This is a genomic window from Runella defluvii, assembly GCF_014195535.1.
Classification (GTDB): Bacteria; Bacteroidota; Bacteroidia; order Cytophagales; family Spirosomataceae; genus Runella; species Runella defluvii.
The window spans coordinates 207997-228113 of the sequence record NZ_JACIBY010000002.1 but is presented as its reverse complement, the minus strand read 5'-3'; the positions used below and the strand labels follow the sequence as shown (position 1 = coordinate 228113).

Annotated in this window: 13 protein-coding genes; 8 read left to right on the top strand and 5 right to left on the bottom strand. The window is 46.9% G+C overall.

Annotated elements, in window-relative coordinates:
* Nucleotides 1–119: 119 nt before the first annotated feature.
* On the top strand, nucleotides 120–1553 hold the full coding sequence (locus FHS57_RS05715; RefSeq protein ID WP_183971929.1) for a Gfo/Idh/MocA family protein: 1434 nt from the start codon (nucleotides 120–122) through the stop codon (nucleotides 1551–1553).
* Nucleotides 1554–1633: 80 nt separating this feature from the next.
* Here FHS57_RS05715 and FHS57_RS05710 read toward each other — a convergent pair whose 3' ends face one another.
* From FHS57_RS05710 to FHS57_RS05695, 4 genes are all read right to left on the bottom strand, one after another.
* Entirely contained in the window at nucleotides 1634–2833 is a 1200-nt protein-coding gene (locus FHS57_RS05710) for an MFS transporter (RefSeq protein WP_183971928.1), read from the bottom strand.
* A 165-nt stretch (nucleotides 2834–2998) separates the two neighbouring features.
* On the bottom strand, nucleotides 2999–4222 hold the full coding sequence (locus FHS57_RS05705) for a peroxiredoxin family protein (protein ID WP_183971927.1): 1224 nt from the start codon (nucleotides 4220–4222) through the stop codon (nucleotides 2999–3001).
* Between the two features lie 182 nt (nucleotides 4223–4404).
* Nucleotides 4405–7743: a M4 family metallopeptidase gene (locus tag FHS57_RS05700; protein ID WP_183971926.1), complete on the bottom strand. Its 3339-nt coding sequence runs from the start codon at nucleotides 7741–7743 to the stop codon at nucleotides 4405–4407.
* 12 nt (nucleotides 7744–7755) lie between these two features.
* Nucleotides 7756–8196, bottom strand: a complete 441-nt coding sequence (locus FHS57_RS05695; protein WP_183971925.1) for a hypothetical protein — start codon at nucleotides 8194–8196, stop codon at nucleotides 7756–7758.
* A gap of 198 nt (nucleotides 8197–8394) precedes the next feature.
* On the opposite strand from FHS57_RS05695, the gene FHS57_RS05690 reads away from it, so the two are divergent.
* A complete protein-coding gene (locus FHS57_RS05690) occupies nucleotides 8395–10662 on the top strand; it encodes a carbohydrate binding family 9 domain-containing protein (protein WP_183971924.1) in 2268 nt (755 codons plus the stop codon).
* A gap of 37 nt (nucleotides 10663–10699) precedes the next feature.
* On the opposite strand, the gene FHS57_RS05685 is transcribed toward FHS57_RS05690, so the two are convergent.
* Nucleotides 10700–12823, bottom strand: a complete 2124-nt coding sequence (locus FHS57_RS05685) for a bi-domain-containing oxidoreductase (protein WP_183971923.1) — start codon at nucleotides 12821–12823, stop codon at nucleotides 10700–10702.
* Between the two features lie 229 nt (nucleotides 12824–13052).
* Here FHS57_RS05685 and FHS57_RS05680 point away from each other — a divergent pair, with 229 nt between their 5' ends.
* The 6 genes from FHS57_RS05680 (at nucleotide 13053) to panB (ending at nucleotide 20106) form a co-directional block, all read left to right on the top strand.
* Nucleotides 13053–14255, top strand: coding sequence for an MFS transporter (locus tag FHS57_RS05680; RefSeq protein ID WP_122932110.1), 1203 nt, complete (start codon nucleotides 13053–13055; stop codon nucleotides 14253–14255).
* Between the two features lie 101 nt (nucleotides 14256–14356).
* Nucleotides 14357–15127 (top strand): exodeoxyribonuclease III, encoded by a 771-nt coding sequence (locus FHS57_RS05675; RefSeq protein ID WP_183971922.1) that lies wholly within the window; start codon nucleotides 14357–14359, stop codon nucleotides 15125–15127.
* A 134-nt stretch (nucleotides 15128–15261) separates the two neighbouring features.
* Entirely contained in the window at nucleotides 15262–16977 is a 1716-nt protein-coding gene (locus FHS57_RS05670; RefSeq protein ID WP_183971921.1) for a tetratricopeptide repeat protein, read from the top strand.
* A gap of 10 nt (nucleotides 16978–16987) precedes the next feature.
* Nucleotides 16988–17842, top strand: coding sequence for a lipoprotein insertase outer membrane protein LolB1 (lolB1, locus tag FHS57_RS05665; RefSeq protein ID WP_183971920.1), 855 nt, complete (start codon nucleotides 16988–16990; stop codon nucleotides 17840–17842).
* Nucleotides 17843–17857: 15 nt separating this feature from the next.
* Complete coding sequence (locus tag FHS57_RS05660) at nucleotides 17858–19249, top strand: murein hydrolase activator EnvC family protein (RefSeq protein WP_183971919.1); 1392 nt, start codon at nucleotides 17858–17860, stop codon at nucleotides 19247–19249.
* Nucleotides 19250–19281: 32 nt separating this feature from the next.
* Nucleotides 19282–20106, top strand: a complete 825-nt coding sequence (gene panB / locus FHS57_RS05655) for a 3-methyl-2-oxobutanoate hydroxymethyltransferase (protein ID WP_122932105.1) — start codon at nucleotides 19282–19284, stop codon at nucleotides 20104–20106.
* Nucleotides 20107–20117: the final 11 nt, after the last annotated feature.

Below are 20117 nucleotides of genomic sequence, written 5' to 3'. Positions count from 1 at the left end.
ACCCACACAAAGCGTGCCCGTGGATTCTCAAATCCACGGAAGAGGTTTCTCAAAACCTCGTAAAAGTAAAAACGCATTTCTTTTGGCTTTGGGAAGAAACATTCATCCACTACAAGCCTATGAACCAAAAAGATAGCAAAAACGTCGTTCGCCGCGAGTTTTTGAAAGGTAGCGCAGTAGCAGCCGCCAGTTTCATGATTGTGCCTCGGCACGTATTAGGCAAAGGGTACACCGCCCCCAGCGACAAGCTCAATATCGCGGCCATAGGCTGTGGTGGAAAAGCTGATTACAACATCCAACAAGCCTACAACAACGGCTCGGACAACATCGTGGCGCTTTGCGACGTAGATGACCGTCAAGCCAAAAAATACCGCGAGAAATTCCCCAACGCGCCTTATTACAAAGATTACCGCAAGATGTTGGACAAAGAAGCCAAAAACATCGACGCAGTGATTGTCACAACCCCCGACCACATGCACTACGCCATTGGTAGTGCGGCGATGCAATTGGGCAAACATATTTACCTCGAAAAACCCCTCACCCACGACATTTGGGAGGCACGGATGCTCACACAGCTTGCGCAAGAGAAAAAACTCGTGACCCAAATGGGAAACCAAGGAAGCAGTGGCAAAGGCACGCGCCAAACCGAAGCGATTGTACAATCGGGGATGATTGGGGAAGTACATACCGTGGAGGTGTGGACTGACCGACCCGTTTGGCCACAAGGAGTAAAATCGCCACGTGACAAAAAAGAAACGATGCCCATTCCTGCCGAAGTTGACTGGGATTTATGGCTCGGGACTGCTCCCTACCGCGAATACCACGAAGCCTACATGCCGTTCCGTTGGCGCGGCTACTGGGATTTTGGTACAGGGGCATTGGGCGATATGGGCTGTCACTTTATGGATGTGCCGTTCCGAACCCTAAAATTAGGGTACCCGACATCAGTGGAATGTTCGGCGAGTTCGGTATATAGCGACTTTTTCCGCGAAGCATTTTTTGAAGACATTGGGCCGCAAGCCACTTCGGTTCACCTCAAATTCCCGCATCCAAGCGCTAAGAAGTTTTCAGAGTTGAGCCTTTCTTGGTACGACGGGGGTATCAAGCCCAAACTCCCCGAGGGCTGCGATTACGAAAAAGTATTTGCCGACAACGACGGTGGCGTGATGTTTATCGGAACCAAAGGGGTATTGGCTTGTGAGCTCTTTGGCGAAAACCCTAAATTGTTTGTCAAAGGACAGCTACAAGACGTGAAATTCCCTGCTCCGACTCGCCCACTCGTGGAAGGAGATACCGCAGGCCACCAACAACAGTGGGTTAAAGCGTGCAAAGCAGGCTATGGTACGTACACCAGCTCATCGTTTGCCGAGGCAGGCCCGCTTACTGAAATTGTTTTGATGGGAAATTTGGCCGTTCGTAGCTACCTCTACCGCGAAAATGGCAAGTTTACGGGGCGTAAAAAACTACTTTGGGATGGTCAAAACATGAAAATTACCAACTTCGAACCTGCCAACGCGTTTGTAAAACGTCAGTATCGGGAAGGATGGAAATAGGAATAATGTCGAGGGTAGAGTGCAGAGTGTCGAATTGAATCCACTTATTCGACACTCTACATTCTCCCCTCGACACTCCCTTACACTGCCTCCACAGGCTTGACCCTGCGGGCGATGAAGATACTTAACGTGATGAGAATCATTGCCCCGTAGCCTACCCAGTCGTAATGCAGTAGTTTCCCGTCGGGAGCTTTCTGAATGACAATGCCAGCCAAATACACCGCTACGGCCTGCATTAATAGCTGCAATGAAGAATTAATCGCCATAAAACTCCCCCGATGCTGCGGTAACACCACCGACGACGTCATCGCTTGCGTAGGCACTAAACGTCCGTTTGAAAAAACAAAGAAGATGGCGGCCGTACCCAACACAATCACGAGGCTATTGGTCCACATGTTGGTAATGAGCCACATCGGTAAGGTCGATAACAGCGCAAACACCACAAAAACGGGGTATTTCCCTTTGCGGTCAGCAAGTTTTCCCACTTGGGGAGAAGTAAAGAGTGTCAAGGCTCCGCCTACTGCGTAAATCAAGTACAGTTGGTTTTCACCAAAACCCGCATTGATGGTCAAGTAAGGCGAAATAAACGGAATGATGCTGAAGTGCCCCAGCATAATCACGCTCGTCAACAACAACGCGCGCAACTGATTGGAATCCTGTAAAATATGCGTTACCGCTTCCAACGGGTGGTGTTTCGTTTGGGTACGTTCTTTCAAATGGCCATCCAGTTGTGGTACGTACATCCATATCAATCCAATTACGGCTACTCCAAGTATTCCCACAAACCAAAAAGGGGCATGCCAGCTAAACTCCGTCGCTAGGTATAATCCCAACGGAACTCCCACGACTGATGCGACCGAAAAAGCCGTCATCACGACGCCCATCGCACTCGCACGGCGTTCGTACTCAAACACATCGCCGACAATGGACATCACTTGTGCGCCAAGTACGCCTCCAAATACGCCTGCCAGCGTTCGGGCGGCTATTAATAGCCAAAACGTGGGCGCCATGGCACAAGCCAGCGTCCCGACGACAAACCCGATGTAGGCCGTAAGCATGATTTGTTTGCGCGGGAAACGGTCGGCAATGAATGCTACCATAAAACCCGATAAGCCCGCGCTAAAACTATAGGCAGATACCAACAGCGCAAACTCTTGCGGTGAGATGGAAAAATACCGCATAAGCTGTGGGCCAAGCGGCATCATTATCATAAAGTCCATGATGTGCGTGAAATTCAAACACGCCAACACAAACAGGAGCAATTTTTCTTTTTGAGACACTAGGCTGTTACGTGCTTAGGCACAGTTAATCGTTATTTGTTAACCGTTAATTATACTGGTAGCTATTTACTGGCGAAATTCAATTTAACCCCACACCTAAAGTCGGTTCGCCGATGTGGCATGGGGTTTGAGGGTGGATGCACTTCAGCAATCTATGCTTTTCAATTATTCGGCCAATAGTTTGCTAATCAGTGCATTAAACTCTTCGATAAATTGGTCGTAGTACTTGCCAGTCCCAGGTCCTGAGAAACCCGTATGGATTTCACGAACGCGGCCTTTTTTATCAATAAAAATGGTGGTTGGATACCCAGCCACTTTGTTAAGTGCTGGCAATGCTTGTCCCGCGTTGGCATCGTTGGTCCCTGCCAATACGAGCGGATAGGGTACGCCAAAACGCTTAGCCATAAAGTCGATTTTGGGGCCTGACACTTTCATGTCGGGCGAACGTTCAAACATCAATCCTAAAATTTCGACCCCGCGCGAGGCGTTCTTTTTGTACCAAGGTACCATAAACTTCGTTTCGTCCATGCAGTTGGGGCACCACGTTCCTGACAGTTGCAGTACCACTACTTTGCCTTTGTATTTCTCGTCTTTGAGGGAGATTTTATTCCCTTTGGTATCAGGAAATGAAAAATCGAGGGTTTCGTACCCAGGTTTTAGGTACGTAAGTGCCGTTGGAGGAGGCAAAGCTGCTTTGTCGTCGCGGGTAGAGGTAAACGGCTGATACCCCGAAATACCTGACCACATTCCACCACGGATTTTACCATTAGGCAAAATGGCCGCCCGAAACAAAAACGCGTGCGAACCATCGTAGCACGACATAAACAAGCTATCGCCCACAATGTCGCCCGCTAAATAGCGATAATCACCCGTTGGGGTCAAAAACGTTCCCGCTAATTTGCTCCCTTTTTGTTCTAAAATTCCTACTGCAAACGATGAATCCTTGCGTTCAGGGCGTTGGAAATAAGTAGCGTATTTGCCCGATACGTTGTGCGAAGTCGCTTGTGGTTTTTTGGCAAAATGATACATTTCTCCTTTATCGGCTTTGAAAGGCAACACCGACACCCATACGCCATTTCGGTTTTTCTTCCACGAACCTTTCATTTGATTACCAGCCACTTTTACCACCAAATCCGAATCAAAGATGAGCATCGGAATGTGCAACGAATCGCCTTCTAAATAGGCTTCGTCCATTGGTAGGCGTTCGGCTCCGTTGATAACAACGGCCTCGTAGCGGCCATTGGATTTGGGCGTGATTTCTAGGCCAAATACCACTTCGTTGTGTCCTCGAAGTAGCGCTGCCCGCCACGTACTTTTAGGAATAGAGGTTTGTGAAAAGCTGGAAAGTGCGAGAAAAAAGGCAAAAAGGCCAACTACTGTTTTTTTCATTGTATGAAGCTTGTTAATGTGGGTGTTACAAAAAGGCAACAAATTTCTCTCTCAAAAAGTTGTGCCCAAGAAAAACCCCGTCCCAAAAATTACTTTTGAAGCGGGGTGTTGTGGTTCTCTTCTGGTTGTGAGCAACCAGAAGCACCTGAGGTTGCTCATAACCTCAGTTGAAAAGAGTTTTTTTAATTCTGTTTAATTACTTTTTGTGTTTCGGTGCCTTCGTTGGTTTTGATGTGCAACAAATACGTGCCTTGTGAGAATTGACTCATGTCCACCTGAGCATTATTGCTACGCGGTGTTTGATTGAGCAGGGTCATTCCGTTGGTAGTCGTCATCCGAATGTCCTCAATGACGACATTGCTAGGCACTTTTATCGTCAACAAATTCATCGTTGGGTTCGGATATGCTATGACTTGCGTTGTGGTCGTAGGTACCGATAAAATCACAGGGGCGGGGTTTACGCGGAACGAAATAGTGACGTTGGGGGCGGCATAAAATGCCGAATTTCCCGTTTGGTAGGCCACAATCTGCACGGTTCCCGTTGTTCCTGTCAATATCACCGTACTTCCCGAAAGCTCCGCAGGCCCCGACACCAAGCTAAACCCGACGGGTAGCTGAGAGGTCGCCGTCGCGCTGATACCAAACGGCGTATCTTTGGTCGTCCTATCAGCTACCGACGAAACATTGATTGTCTGGTTTTGTTTTTTCGGTAAAGTACGCGTTCCTACGCCATACCACACCATCCATTTGGCATTTCTGACAAAGGAGGTAGAACTTCCTTTTGGGCTAATTTTGTCGGTATTTAAGTCAATAATTCCCACATCGTCGCGCCCGCTAGTGAGGGTATTAAATATCATTTTGACGTCGGTTTTAGAGTATTCAGGATACCCAATGGTATTATTTTCGACGATACCCGCGAGTTCACCACGGTCGATGTTCGCTCCAATGATGTAATTATTGCCGTCGGGGTCAATGTAGTCAAACGCGACAATGTTTGGGCTATTTTTAGCAAACGTCGGATTCCCGATACTTTCCCCTTTTTCGAGGTTAGAAATAAGCTTATTGATGGTTCCTGGGCCAAAATCGCTTTTGGCATTGTCCCACACTTTGATAATTCCTACGTCCCAATAGCCAATTTTTCCGCTGTTGGTGCCCGCCGCGATACCCGCCGTGGCTAGTTCGTTGTAGGCATCGTAAATGATGTATTCGCCCGTGGCGTCCCACTCAAACGAATCAGCGTATTTTACTTGTGAACTTTGGACGTTTTGGGCGGAAGTGGGGTTGTAAAGGGTAAACTTCTTCCACGCTTTTTTGGTATAGCTGTATATCCAAAGGGATTTGTCTTGGTTTACCGTAATGGCGGCCAATGCTTCTCCATTTTTGGAAACGGCTACGTTTTCCCAAATCGCCTCGTTCGAAATCACCGTTTCTGTTACGGTTCCCTGTAAATTAATGGCTTTGATAAACTTATCGTTGGTGGTTACGTAGTAAGCAAACTTCCCATCGTCGGTTACGCTTGGTTTGTGGGCAATGGCTGCTGTTACCAAAGGAGTAAATTTCGATAAATTGACGGGTGCGTTGTACAGTTTTTTATCGCCCGTAGCATACATCAACAAAAAGTCTTCGCCTGGATTGGTAGGGAGTGTTTGGTTGGTAGGCGTCGATGAATTGCTTCCTGCATCGGTAATCCCTACGGCGTCAAAAGCAGCTTTGGCGGCCGAGACTTCCGCGCTAGAGGCGCCGTACAAATCGGTAGCCGCCTTGACCACCGCCAGACGTAAATCAATAAAACGTGACAAACGAGTCAGGTAGAGCGTGAGGGCACGGTAATAAACCTGTTCAGCTTTTTCGCGCGAGGTAGCGGAGGCAAATTTGAAAAAGGCCCAGTTGGGAATCCCCGAGTTGATGTGTACGCCGCCGTTGTCTTCCGTGCCTGTGTAGTACTCGTTCATGTTTTTGGGCTGGTAGCCGTTGTCACGCGTTCCGCCTTGGTTGGGGTTGGCCAAATCGCGTAAAGCACCTGAGGTATAAACGGTTGTCCGCACTACATCCTCCCCAATCGTCCAGTTGCGGCGATCCACCATCGTGGCAAATACATCGGCCATCGATTCATTGATAGCCCCCGATTGCGACTCGTATTCCAAATTGGCGGAATTTTGAATCACGCCGTGCGTCATTTCGTGCGCCGCTACGTCAAGTCCGCCCGCCAGTGGCTTAAACGCCGATTTTCCGTTGCCATACACCATCAGCTTATCACTCCAAAAGGCATTGTCCATGGCGCCTTTTTCGTCGTTCATGTTGATGATAGAAATAATCGTTCCGCCTTTTCCGTCAATAGAATTTCGTTTATGAACCGTCTTAAAATACTCAAACGCTGTAGCGGCATTGAAATGCGCCGATATCGCCGTTTTGTTATTCCACGAATTGTTGGAAGAAGTAATGTGAGCTAAGTTGAGGTTTTCATTATCGATGGATGAGTTTTGCGCGTCGATGGTCAATATACCTCCAATCGGACTGTCGGGCAAGGACGAAAGTGAGGCTTTAAACATGGCTTTACCGTCGGGGCTAATCCGACTTGCATCCAATAAATAATAACGGTTTTGGTGCAAATATGCATCAATCGACCGACTGACGTTATTAAGGTCAGAAGCGGTCGCTTTTACTGGGCCATCAAGCGAGCATAGGTTATTGTATTTTTTCAAGACTTCTCCCGTGTGCGCATCAACAAAACACACCCAATGTTCCAAGAAGTTGGGGTGGATTTCAATGCGGTAGGTGAGGTGTGTTGTTTGGTCAGCATGATGATAGACAAAAAGCTCAGTTTTGGGCTTGTCGTACTGCAATAGCTTTTTCTCGCCAAAGGTCATGGTGCGCACTACCGTTGTTTTGGCTAGTTCGTCTAAAGCCACTTTTTCGGCGGCTTGCAGGGTTAGGTTTGCCACGGTATTTGCCAAGGTAGGTGTTGGAAAAAACTTACCGTTGAGCGTCGTTACTTCGTCGCGGTTGGTATGAAGCACTACCTCGCCGCCATATACAGGCACACCTTTGTGAAATTGTTGTAAACGAAGGTGGCTTTGTCCCAACTCATCGGTATCAATTTGTTTTAATTCAAATTGTTGGTCAGGATTTTCTATGCGCAATAATCCTTTGACCGACGACAAGTAATCAAACGCTTTGGCTTCGGCCGATGTGCTTGCCTTTCGCGCCGATTTCAGCATCGTTTTCGGGCGGCCTTCGATATAAATGGGCAAACCCGTTGCAGGGTCTTTGACTACCCGAATTCCTTCACGTAGTGCCGTGAACTCATTTAGTTGGCTTGCACTACCGTCGATGACCGCCTTTTCGATGGGGTTAGTATTTCGTAAATACATCGAATTGTCCACATCCTGGGCACCTAGCTTACGCGCCAGCTCGTCGGTGGTTGTCACAGAAGTTCGTGACGGTTGTTTTAAGTTCGTTTGGGCGCTTGCCGAAAAAATCAGCCCTCCCAAACAAGCGAACGTGCATAGATATTTTTTCATGGGGTACGAAGTTTAGGTCGTTTTTATGAGCTGATTATAGAAGCGTTGTACATAGGTTGAAACTTTGCGTTTGGAATCTCCCCACGTCACTTTTTCTTTCAACCTCTTTTTGGGGTTATTGTACTCAATAAAGTAGTAAACATTGCCAGGGCTATTGAACTTATACTTGTCCAACTGGAGCTGGTCAGCCGACTGGAAAAATTGTTTTGTTTGTTTGTCGCTGAGAGTCTTGTGCAATTTGAGCGAATCAGTGGCCCGTTCACGCACCCATAAATCTCCGTTTTCGTGCAGGACGAAGCTGCGCGTTGTTCCCGCAAATCCGCCCCCTGCCCCAAACGTTACCTGACGTTTAAACAAAGTAGAAGGACTCGGAAGACTTTGGGCGGAAGTCTGAACTAAAAGCCCCACAATGAGGCCAAGCGTAGCGACACCCGTGGTAAAAATACGTATCATAAAGCTGGTAGAGAAAGTATTTATATTTACTCAAACTTACTTCATAAGTCGCACAAAACCAAAAACGTAAATTAAACTATCATTCGACAAAAACGACGGTTGGTAACTGTTTTTTTACCATTTACGTAGTAGTTAGTCTGTTTACCCAATTAGATAAGATACCTTTGTGTTTTGTTTCAACAGCCGTTATCTCTATCTATGTATTTCCAAAAATCTACTCTTTATCTCGCAGCTATTCTTCTTTCAAGTTTTGCTAGTAATGCCCAAGAAAAATCCACGGCCATCGGCGGTGCTGCGTATCAAGAAAAATACCAGCACGTCATCCGTAAAGCCAAAGGGGACATAAAAATCGACGGTGATTTATCAGATCCTGCGTGGCAAGGGCTAGAAATTTCCAAAAATTTTGCCCCCCATTGGCCCCAAGACAACGTCCCTATCAAGCGCGACACCGAGGTACGGATGACTTTTGATGACAAGTTTTTGTACGTGGCGGCCGTCTGTCGCGATACCAATAAGCACGTCATTCAAACCCTCAAACGCGACGGTGACTACTGGAGCTCCGATGCTTTTGGTATCATTTTAGATCCCATCAATGAGCGCACCAACGGGTTCTTTTTTGGGGTAAGTGTAGCCAATGCGCAGTTTGAAGACTTATTGGCGTTTCAAACGGAGGAAATGACGGGAAGCTGGGACAATAAATGGTATTCGCAAACCAAAGTCTATCCTACCTACTGGACGGTCGAAATGGCGATTCCTTTCAAAACCCTTCGCTACGACCCTAAAAAGACCAAATGGGGCGTCAATTTTGAGCGTAATGACCTTAAAAACAACCAATTTTCGACTTGGACGTTTATTCCCGTCAATTTCAACGGATACGATTTAGGCTATACTGCGGCGCTTAATTGGGAAACACCTCCGCCTGCGGTCAAAGGTAATGCGTCGATTGTGCCCTACATTACGGGTGGTACTTCCCACGACCACGTGGCAGGCACGCCCACCAAAGGTACTTTCAACGGCGGTTTGGATGCCAAGTTGTCGGTGACGCCTTCGCTCAATCTTGATTTGACGGTCAATCCTGATTTTTCGCAAGTAGAAGTCGATCGACAAGTCACAAATTTGACGCGTTTCAACATTTTCTTTCCCGAACGACGGACGTTTTTTCTCGAAAATGCTGACCTTTTTGGCAATTACGGTATTCCTCCCTTTCGGCCTTTTTTTTCGCGTGCCATCGGGCTCGACCGCAATGCCCAGCCGCTACCGATTTTGGCAGGAGCGCGTTTGAGTGGCAATTTAGATAAAAACTGGCGCGTTGGCCTTATGTCGATGCAAACGGCGGCTAAAGGGGAAGACCCCGCCCAAAATTTTACGGCTTTTTCGTTCAACCGAAAAGTACTAAAACGCTCACTGGTCAAGGGCTACGTGTTGAACCGTCAGGGTTTTATGACCGAAAACGAGCGCTTGCAAAACCCGATGGGGGAGTATGGACGAAATCAAGGGTTGGAATTTAATTACTCCAATACCAAAGGTGATTTGAACGTGTGGACGGGCTACCATTGGTCGCAAAAACCCACCGTTACGAACGACAACACGGCCAAGCAATTTGGGGCAGGATATTTTGGGCGTACGGTTAGTTTTTTTGTCGATTATTTTGGCATTGGGAGCAATTACTACGCCGACATGGGTTTTATCAATCGCCTCGAAAACCCGACTTATATTGTTGACCGCTTTGGAAAAATCCAGTCAGACACGACCATTCGTTTAGGGTTTCACCAAGTGTATAGTGAAACGCAGTTTAATATTCGTCCCAAAGACAGCAAAGTCAATAATCACGCGTTTGGGGCTGAAAATTTCTTTGTGTGGAACCCCAACGGAACGCTCAACGAATACACTTTGGGCTTAACTTACGACGTTCAGTTTCAGAATGCGAGTTCGTTTGGTTTACGTTTTGACCACAACGACGTATGGGCGCTTTTCCCGTTTTCATTTACCGACAGCGACCACGCGCTACCGTCGAGTAGGTACGTATTTAATCAGGTCAATGCCACCTACAGCTCCGATTATCGGAAGAAGTTCTACTTTACGGCGGCAGTACGCGCAGGAGGGTTTTACAACGGCACGCTCCAGCAGTATTCGCTCGAAATGACGTACCGCGCCCAGCCTTGGGGGAATTTTTCGATGAATTTTGAGCAAAACGACATCAAATTGCCCACGTTATACGGTAGCGACCGTTTGTTGTTGGTTAGCCCAAGGGTGGAAATCAATTTCTCTACGAAACTGTTTTGGACAACGTTTTTACAGTTTAACACCCAACGCAACAACTTCAACGTCAACAGTCGTTTGCAGTGGCGGTACAAACCCATGTCCGACTTTTTCTTGGTTTACACCGACAACTACTACACCGACCCGCTTTTCAGGAATAAAAGCCGTGCCATTGTGTTTAAACTCAATTATTGGCTAACACTTTAGGAGGGAAGCCTGAGCCAGTTTAGGCTAGGCTATCCCCTCAGCATTCCACCCAACGCCCTTCTTTCAAGCTCCGAAGGGCGGCAAAAGAGGCTTGGGTAGTATTGACAATTTCGTCAAAAGGAATCAGGGGGGCACCGCCGCTCTGAATTCGTTCCATCAATGCTTGAAACTGCGCTTTGTGCCCTTTGTCTTGCGTAGTTTTGAGTTTTGAAAAGCCTTTAAAGCCGTATCCTTCCAACGTACGAAAGTTGTCCAAAACCAGCGTCCGTTCCTGCGAATACACCTCTACTCGCTCTTTAGAGTAGGCTTTGTTGCCATTGGAAAAATAATTGATGACGCCCGTTGAGCCATTTTCGTACCTCAATAAAATACTGGCGCTATCAGTTGTTTCAGTTGGGTTTGTTCCCATAGCGTTCATACATACGGCTGTAACTCGACTACCTGTTAAGAACGTAATCAGGTCGATAAAATGACAGGCTTCTCCCAAAATCCGTCCTCCGCCCACGGCGCGGTCATGCACCCACGACGAGGCAGGAATAAACCCTGCGTTCATGGTCGCAATCACGTTCATCGGGGCATTGCCTAGCAGCGACTTCATTTTTTGAGCATGAGGCGAAAAGCGGCGGTTGAAGCCCACTGTTACACTCGCAGCAGGTGCAACCGATGTTTTTATCGTGAGTAATTCGTTCAATTCATCCTCAAAAATCGCCAGCGGTTTTTCTACAAACACGTGTTTTCCCGCCTGCAAAGCCTCAATCGTCAGGCGTGCGTGTTGGTGGTGGCGGGTGGTGATAAGTACCAAGTCCACCTCATCGTCGGCCAACATTTCGCGGTAGTCGGTGGTACTGAGGGCAATACCGTGTTTTTGGGCCAACGCTGTCCCCGAAAGTCCATTCGCACTCGCAATGTATTTGATGTTTGATGGACCCGCTCCACCTTTTAGGGCAGGAAGCAAGGTCATTTTGGTAAAGTTACCCGCCCCGATAATCCCAACAACTCCTTTTTTAGCTTCAAAAACCGTGTCATTATAACGAACGGTTCGGGAAAGCGAAGGCTTTTCGGGATACGCCAGTAGCGAAGCAATCGTGCCACCTTTGCTCATATCACCGTAAATAGTGGCATAATTTTCCAGCGGAATTACCTCTGTAATGAGCGGTTTCACGTCCAACTGCCCCGATTCCAGCAATTGAAGGAGGGTTTGAAAGTTTCGATTTTCAGTCCAACGAACAAACGGCAGCGGATAATCAACGCCTTTTTGTTCATAATCGTCATCGTAACGACCTGGCCCGTACGAGCAGGAAACCTGAAACGTCAATTCTTTTTCGTAAAATTCGGCTCGGCTCAGTTGAAGTCCAATAACCCCTACCAAGACAATTCGCCCCCGCTTCCGCGACATACGCGCGGCCTGCGAAATAATCTCGTCGGTTTTGGCAGAAGCCGTTATAATTACGCCATCCGCTCCGATGCCGTGGGTATAGCTTTCCACAAACTTCACGGGGTCGTCGCCCAAGCGTGGATTGCACGGAATGATGCCTTTGCTCGCCGCTATCTTTAACTTTTGTTCGTCCAAATCCACCCCAATTACCCGACAACCATTCAGGCGCAGCAGTTCGGCCGTGAGCAACCCAATCAGCCCCAGCCCAATCACCACCACCGTTTCACCCAGAGTAGGATTCAGCAACCGAACTCCTTGAAGACCAATCGAACCAATGACCGTAAACGCCGCTTCATCGTCGGTGACATTGTCGGGAACTTTGGCTACCAAATGCCTCGGTACGCACACAATTTCGGCATGAGAGCCATTGGACGCCACGCGGTTGCCCACGCGCAAGTCGGTCACTCCTTCTCCAACGGCAATGATTTCTCCTACGTTGCAGTATCCTAACGGCAAAGGCTGCCCCAATTTGTTAAAAACAGCTTCAAGTGTCGGCATTAAGCCATCCGACTTAATTTTGTCCAACACCATTTTGACACGCTCAGGTTGTTGGCGGGCTTTTTCAATCAGGTTGGCTTTGCCAAATTCGACCAACATCCGTTCGGTTCCCAACGAAACGAGACTACGTCGGGTGTGAATCAATACCGCACCGCGTTTCACCTGAGGGGCGGGCACTTCCTCCAAAATCGTCTGTCCGTTTTGGAGGTTTTGAATTAGTTGCTTCATGGGGCAAAAATACAAAAGCTACCTTATTCTAAAATTTGTAACCCTATCAATTACAAATACTCCTCACAAAAAGCGCCGAATTGCGCATAAAATCGCGTTGGGTGGCAAAGGCCGCTAGTATGTTCCCCAAATCAAAGAGTAGTATCGGCAACAAACCCTCTTTTTTTGAAATTTACCGTAAAAAACGCCATTTTCGCCACTTCAATAGTAAAACCCTAAAAAACTAACTATGAAATCTTCGGTTCGGATACAACTGATGCTCATGATGTTCCTCCAATTCTTTACGTGGGGATCTTGGTACGGACAAATGAGCGTTTATCTTGGTAAACAGCTCAACGCCACGGGCGACCAAATCGGGAATGCCTACACTGCATTCTCAATTGCTATGATTATTTCGCCTTTTATTGGTGCTGTAGCCGACCGATATTTCGCGGCTCAAAAAGTACTTGGCGTGCTCAACCTTATCGGCGCTGGGTTGCTATTTGTGCTTTCGCAAGTGACTGACGCAAGTAATTTTTTCTGGTATATTTTGTTGTACTGCTTGTGTTTTGCGCCCTGCATTGCGCTTACCACGTCCATTTCGATGCGTCAAATCGAATCGCCCGAAAGAGATTTTCCTACCATTCGAGTGATGGGAACCGTGGCTTGGATTGCGGTTACTAACCTCATCGGTTTTTTGAACGTGGGCGATAAAGCTACTATTTTCCAAATTTCGATGGGAACGTCGTTGGTGCTTGGTCTATTGGCTTTTACGCTTCCTAACACTCCACCTCGCGCTACAGGGCCTGTTAACATTGGTCAAATCATCGGAGCAGATGCCTTTTCATTGTTCAAAGACCGTTCGTTTACCATTTTCTTTATTTCCTCGGTCGCTATCTGTATTCCATTGTCGTTTTATTATGCCTTTGCGAACCCCTCGTTGCGGGCATCGGGCATGGAGTTTGTCGAAAATAAAATGTCATTGGGTCAAGTATCGGAAGTAGGTTTTATGCTTCTTATTCCGTTGGCATTTAGCCGTTTGGGCGTCAAATGGATGCTTGCCGTTGGACTTATTTCTTGGATTATTCGCTTCCTTTGCTTTGGCTATGGCGATGCTTCTACCAGCGAATGGATGCTCTACGCGGCTATTTTGCTCCACGGCGTTTGTTTCGACTTTTTCTTTGTGACAGGTCAAATTTATACCGATACCAAAGCAGGTGAGCGTATCAAATCACAGGCGCAGGGGCTTATCACCTTGGCGACCTACGGCATCGGGATGGGTATTGGCTCATGGTTGGGCGGACAAGTACTTGCCAACAACACCAATGCCGAAAATATCACCAACTGGCTGAGCGTCTGGACGGTTCCTGCGGGTATCGCAGCGGGCGTACTTGTGTTGTTCCTAATTTTCTTTAGTGACAAAACCGACAAGAAAGCTGCCATCACTCACTAAATAAACGACGAGGGGTAGCTCATTTCCCCAAAAGAATCTAGTAAAGAGCGCATCTCGTTGAGGTGCGCTCTTTATATTTGCGACCAATTTTTATCCCTCTTATGCAAATTCTTACCTACAACGTCAATGGCATTCGTGCTGCCATGCGCAATGGCCTTACCGAATGGCTCGCCGACAAATCGTTTGACATTCTTTGTTTTCAAGAAGTAAAAGCTACCCTCGACCAAGTGAGCCTACTTGAGTTTGAAGCCCTTGGTTATCAGCTCGTAGGCTGGAACGCCGCTCAAAAAAAAGGCTACAGCGGAGTGGCTATTTTTGCTAAAACTCCCGCCGACCGCTGCGTACATGGCTGTGGAATGGAGCTGTACGATTACGAAGGACGCGTCGTTCGGGCTGATTTTGGCGGCTTGACCGTCGTTAATGCTTATTTCCCGTCGGGAACAAGCGGCGATGAGCGGCAAGATGTCAAAATGCGTTTTTTAGAGGATTTTTACGAGTGGATACACACCATCCGACAAACAGGTCAGCACCTAGTTATTGTGGGAGATTATAACATTGCTCACCAAGAAATCGACATTCATGACCCTGTTCGCAACAAAAACACCACAGGGTTCTTACCCGAAGAGCGTGCTTGGATGACCAAATGGTTTGAAAGTGGTTTTACGGATGCCTTCCGCCACGCCAACCCCGACTTGGTCGAATACAGTTGGTGGAGTTATCGGGCAGGAGCACGGGGCAACAACAAAGGGTGGCGCATTGACTATCAGTCCATTAGTAGCGACCTAAAAGACAAAATCGTAGCCTGTCGCCAATTGGCTGATGCAGTACACTCTGACCATTGTCCCGTTTGGTTAGAAATCGCTTACCCCTAAAACACCTATTTTGGGGTAGGTTTTTCATAAATTTTGGTAAAACGGCTAAATTCTTCCAATTTTGCTTCGTTTATCTCGTTTTTTATGATAGATTGAGCCTTAAACAGCACCAGCCAACGAGATTCTCTTAATCAATGAAAAATCCATCCCTTCTCTGGGTATTCCTTTTTTTGAGCCAATTTGTGATGGCTCAAAAAAATAAACCTGTCGGTGAAACCGACGCCCAAAAATCGCAAAGATATGAGTTAGAATCTTTGCTTGCCGACGGCATGAAATACGCTACGATGGAGGAATACCAGCGGGCTGATAGCGTGCTTCGGACTGCCCTCAAAATGAGCCCTAACGTACCTGCGATTAACTACGAGTTGGCGCGTGTTCTTCTCAAACGCGAACGCTTGGACGAAGCCGCTATTTATGCCCAAAAAGCAACCCAGCTGTCACCAGATAATACGTTTTACACCATACAGTTAGCCGAAATTTACAGTCAACAACGTAAATACAGCAAGGCTGCCGAACTGTACAAAGACATTATCCGAAAAGATACTGAAAATGCCGAGTATGGACTTGAGCTTGCGGCGGTGTATATTTTGGATGAAAAGTACGAAGAAGCCCTCAAGGCTTACGACGAAGTCGAAAAATCGCTGGGCATCGACGAAGACCTTATTCACCAAAAACAACGGATTTATCTCAAACTAGATAAGCCCAACAAAGCCATTGACGAGGCCAATAAACTCATCAATGCCGAGCCTACTGAAGCACAATATGTAGTGGAATTGGCGCAGTTGCTCATCATGGGCAAACGCCCCAAAGAGGCACAAGAACAACTTGAAAAAGCCCTCAAAATTAACCCCGACCAAGGCGATGCCCGCATCATGTTGGCGGAACTTTTTAGACAAAGTGGGGATAACAAGGCTGCCGACCAGCAAATGGGGCAAATGTTTAACAACCCCAATGCCGACATCGACACCAAGATGCAGGCGTTAGTAGGACTGCTGCGGGAAGCCAAAGACGAGGCAACGCGCCAAGAAGTGCTCAATCGTGCGGCCGAAATCGTCAAAGCCCATCCCAAAGACATGCGGGCATATGTGGTGTATGCCGACCTCCTAGCCAAAGCTGACCGCAAAGCCGAAGCGCGCAATGCTTACATGAAAGCGGCTCGTATCAACCCATCAATGTATGAAGTGTGGGGAGCCGTATTGCAACTTGATAGTGATTTGAATCAACTGGATAGCCTCATTGCGCATTCGGAACAAGCCATCGAAACGTTCCCGAATCAAGGGCTTTTTTGGTATTCCAACGGCTCGGCACATCTTGTAAAAAAACACTACCAACAGGCTGTGGATGCCTTGGAGGAAGCGCAAAAATTAACGAGCGAAAATAAAGACTTGCAAGGCGCTATTTTGGCCCAACTTGGAGATGCCTACCACGGACTTAGCGAGTACGCCAAATCGGACGATTCGTACGAAGCTGCCCTCAAAATTGACCCTAAAAACGACCACGTACTCAATAATTACAGCTATTTCTTATCGCTTCGTAAAGATAAGCTCGGGCGCGCCAAAGAAATGGCAGCAAGCGTGGTGGAGCGTCATCCCACCAATGCTACTTACTTAGATACCTATGCTTGGGTACTCTACGTGATGAAAGATTACAAAAATGCCCGTACTTACCTCGAAAAAGCCATTGAAAGCAACAATAAGGTAAGCGGTACAATTGTAGAGCATTATGGTGATGTGTTGTACCAACTCGGGGAAAAAGAAAAGGCCGTGGAGCAATGGAAAAAGGCCAAAAGCATGGGAGAAAACAGCCAACAAATAGATAAAAAAATTGCAACAGGACAGTTGATAGAATAAAAACAAAGGAATGAAGCTCAATTGGTTGTTTTTTGTGGGAATTACGCTCTTTGCAGGCTTGTCGTCGTGCCACCGCCAACGACAAAAAAGCCAGCAACGTGTCCCCACCGACAGCATGGCTGTCGTAAAAGTAGATACCATCGTTCAACCTAAGAAGGATACTGCAATTGCCGTTAAGCCAGTCGTTGAACATGAAGACATTAAAGTCAGCATCGAAAATGTTGATTTTCGTTATTTGAGTGCCAAATCGAAAATCTCGTTTAAGAGTAAAGACCAAGAAATTGACGATGCCAGCGTGACCATGCGGATGCGCAAAGACAGTTTGCTTTGGTTGCAGGTTTCTAAAGGCCCCATTGAAGTTGTACGGGGCATCATTACTAGAGACTCCATCAAAATTGTGGATCGTTACAACAAAAAAGTGTATTTGTATGACTTTGCAGGACTGAGTCAGCAGTTTAATTTTCAGCTAAGTTTTGACCTCATTCAGTCGATTTTGGTGGGAAATATGCCCATTCCGAAGAAACCAGGCCAGCGCTTCAAAAAAGAAAAAGACTATTTTATGCTTCGCCAAGACGAAGGTAAAATTTCTCTTGAAAATTACATTGGTGAGCAAAACCGCCGCTTGAAAAAGCTGTTGGTGACTGAGCAGCCCACCAAAAACTCACTGACGCTCGACTACGAAGATTTTACCCAGCTCAATAATTATTTATTTCCTTACACCAGCTTGATTGAGTTAGATTACGAGTCAAAAAAAGACCAACAACGCTACCAAACGGTGTTTCGTATCAAACATCAAAAAGTTGAGTTGAGCGAAAAACCCTTGAGCTTTCCGTTCAGTATTCCTGCCAAATACGAACGAAACTAATCCTAAAATTACTGTATGAATGCCATTTATCGAATACGCTTTATTTCTTTTTTGATTGTTGGGTTACTCACAGCAAGTCTTCAGGGATTTGCCCAAAAAAGCCGTCAACAACTAGAGAAAGAAAAACGCGAAAACCTCGAACGCTTGCAAGAACTTCAGGGGGTATTGAAAAAAACAACGGAGCAAAAACGTGCTAGTTTGGGGCAGCTCAAGGCCATCAAGCAGCAAATCAATGCCCAAAATCGTAAGGTGGAACTCATCAACGAAGACCTCAAATTGATGGACAATGAATTGAGCGAGTTGCAAAAAGCAAAATTGGAGCTTGATAAAGACCTCTCAAAGCTTCGTGAAGAGTATGCAAAGATGATTTATAACGCCGCCAAACGCAACAATAGCCTCAGTGAGCTTAGTTTCTTGTTTTCGGCACCTACTTTTAATCAGTTTTTGATTCGTTATAAATACTTAAAACAATACACTGATGAGCGGGAAAAGCAGGTCAATGAAATGAAAAAAGTGCAATCGTTGATGATTTCTAAATCAACGAGCATTTCTAACAAAAAGAAAGACCAAGAAAACGCCCTCCAATCACGAATTGCAGAAGGTAAAAATTTGGAACAATTAAAAGGCGAGCAAGACAAAGTTGTAAAAGAATTGAGCGGTCGCGAAAAAGAAATTATTGCCGAAGTATCGGAAGTTCGGAAAGCCAACAAACAACTTGAAAATGCCTTAACCCGCATCATTCAGCGCGAAATCGAAGAACGCCGCGAGCGAGCCCGTGTTGCTGCTCGCGAACGGGCAAACCGCGAAAAAGCCGAACGCACTGAGCGCGAACGGGCCGAACGAGAAGCCGCTCGTAATAAACCTACTGAAAAACCCCGCGAAAACAACGAGGTAGCCAAAGCCGAACCAGAAAACAAACCCGAGCCGAAAAAAGAGAGAGAGGTTGAAGAAGTGAATGAAAGCGGGATGAATGAAGCCGAAGTAAAACTTGCTTCCTCGTTTGCTGCCAACCGCGGTCGCCTACCTTGGCCCGTACCAGGGTTTATTTCTGATGGTTTTGGGACCAAAGAAGTAATGAAAAATGTCAACCAAGAAAACCACGGAATCGACATTCAAACAAAAGCAGGGGAGGCCGTTAAATCCGTATTTGATGGGGTCGTTTTAGGAATAGAGAACCAATACTTGATGAAAAACGTGGTGCTCGTTCAGCACGGCGACTTTTACACCGTTTATGCAAAGCTCAAAAGTGTCAATGTTCAACCTGGGCAGCGTTTAAAAGCGCGTGACGTTATTGGGGTGGTTGCCACGGATGGTGAAGGAATTTCAGAAGTTAACTTTCAGATTTGGAAATTAAATAACAACAAAGCCAATCGCCTCAACCCCGAACCTTGGCTTCGTCCTCGTTAGTAGTACTCCCAAAAATCGTATAATAATTTGCTATGTCAACACAGTTATCTTCTGTCGAAGTAAAACGAATAACGACCCACATCATTCAGGAAATGAAGCACCGGGGCGAGAAAATATCGGCCCTTACTGCGTACGATTATTCGATGGCTCGCATCGTTGATGCTGCTGGTATTGACATTATTTTGGTAGGCGACTCCGCCTCCAATGTCATCGCAGGCCACGAAACGACCTTGCCGATTACCCTCGACCAAATGATTTATCACGCCCAAGCCGTAGTCAGGGCGGTAAAACGGGCTTTTGTCGTTGTCGATTTGCCTTTTGGCTCCTACCAAGGAAACTCCCGCGCTGCGCTTGACTCCGCCATTCGGATTATGAAAGAGTCGGGGGCCCATGCCGTTAAGGTTGAAGGAGGCATCGAAATCAAAGATTCTATTACGCGTATCCTCAGTGCGGGGGTGCCTGTGATGGGGCATTTGGGACTTACACCGCAGTCTATTTATAAATTTGGAACCTATACCGTGCGGGCCAAAGAAGAGGCTGAAGCCGAAAAGCTTTTGCAAGATGCCCAAATGCTTGATGAAATTGGGTGTTTTGGCATGGTGTTGGAAAAAATTCCCGCGTCGCTGACCCAAAAAGTGTCGCAAAGCGTGAGTATCCCCACCATCGGGATTGGAGCAGGGCCTCATGCCGACGGCCAAATCCTCGTTTTGCACGATTTGCTGGGGATTACAAAGGAGTTTAAACCGCGTTTTTTGCGCCGATACGCCGATTTGCACGGTATCATGACCGACGCCGTTCAGAACTACGTGAAGGACGTCAAATCCAACGATTTCCCCAACGAAAAGGAATCGTATTGAAACTATCCCCC